Source organism: Thalassotalea fusca, assembly GCF_053485835.1.
Map to the genome: position 1 here is coordinate 1 of NZ_JBQRUN010000042.1, position 1259 is coordinate 1259.

Consider the following 1259-nt stretch of genomic DNA (forward strand, 5'->3'; position numbering starts at 1 on the left):
TGTAGTGGCATAGTTAATTTGGCCACCTGATTAGAGGTGTTAATATACACCTTATGAACTTACAGGTGAAACAATGACTAAAAGAACCAGACGTACATTTAGCGCAGAATTCAAACTAGAAGCTGCCCAATTAGTGCTCGACCAAAATTATTCTGTGATTGAAGCTGCGAAAGCGATGAATGTTGGCAAATCAACGATGGATAATTGGGTGCGACAACTCAGAAAAGAGCGTCAAGGTATATCACCCAAAGCCTCTCCCATGACACCAGAGCAAATAGAAATTCGTGAGCTAAAAAAGAAGCTAGCACAAATTGAACAGCACAACGAAATACTAAAAAAGGCTACAGCTCTGTTGATGTCGGACTCATTGAACAATTCTCGATAATAGAGAAACTCAGACGGAGCTACAGCGTGACAATGTTGTGTAAAGTGTTCAATATCCACCGTAGCAGTTACAAATACTGGCGTAGTAGAAAGAAGGTTATTTCTCCAGAACTGGTAAAACTACGCAGTTTAGTGAAGGAAGTGTACGCAGCAAGCCATGGCTCAGCGGGTGCTCGAAGTATTGCGGGCATGGTAACAGCACAAGGAATTAAATTATCGCGTTATCGTGCAAGTAAATTGATGAAAGCCATGAATCTGGTTAGCTGCCAGATACCTAGACATCAATATCGCAAGGCGAACAAAGAGCACATTAATATTCCCAATCACTTGGAGAGGCAATTTGCTGTTGTGCAGCCTAATCAAGTCTGGGTAGGTGATGTTACATATGTGTGGGTGGGAAACAGATGGATGTATTTAGCGGTTGTTGTCGACTTATTTGCACGCAAACCTATTGGTTGGGCAATGTCGCTATCTCCAGACAGCAAGCTGACTGGAAAAGCACTTAAAATGGCTTATGAATCGCGAGGAAAACCCAAAGGGGTTATGTTCCACAGCGACCAAGGTAGCCACTACACCAGTCGTTACTATCGGCAACTAATCTGGCGTTTCCAGATGAAGCAAAGTTTATCAAGGCGAGGTAATTGTTGGGACAATAGCCCGATGGAGCGATTCTTTAGAAGCTTGAAAACAGAATGGATACCAGTCTCTGGTTATTGCAACATAGTGCAAGCTCAACAAGAAATCATTCGATATATTGTGGGTTACTATAATCAATTGCGACCGCATCAATACAACGGAGGCTTAACTCCAAACGAATCTGAAAAAAGATACTGGGAAAACTATAAAACCGTGGCCAATTTTACTTGACCACTACA

Annotated in this window: 1 protein-coding gene; it reads left to right on the top strand. The window is 42.2% G+C overall.

The window, feature by feature from the left end; translation table 11 throughout:
- The first annotated feature begins 73 nt into the window (after positions 1-73).
- A protein-coding gene (locus tag ACSLUK_RS19900; protein WP_448550544.1) for an IS3 family transposase occupies positions 74-1251 on the top strand; the annotation gives its coding sequence in 2 pieces (ribosomal slippage) (positions 74-341 and positions 341-1251; 1179 coding nt in all).
- Positions 1252-1259: the final 8 nt, after the last annotated feature.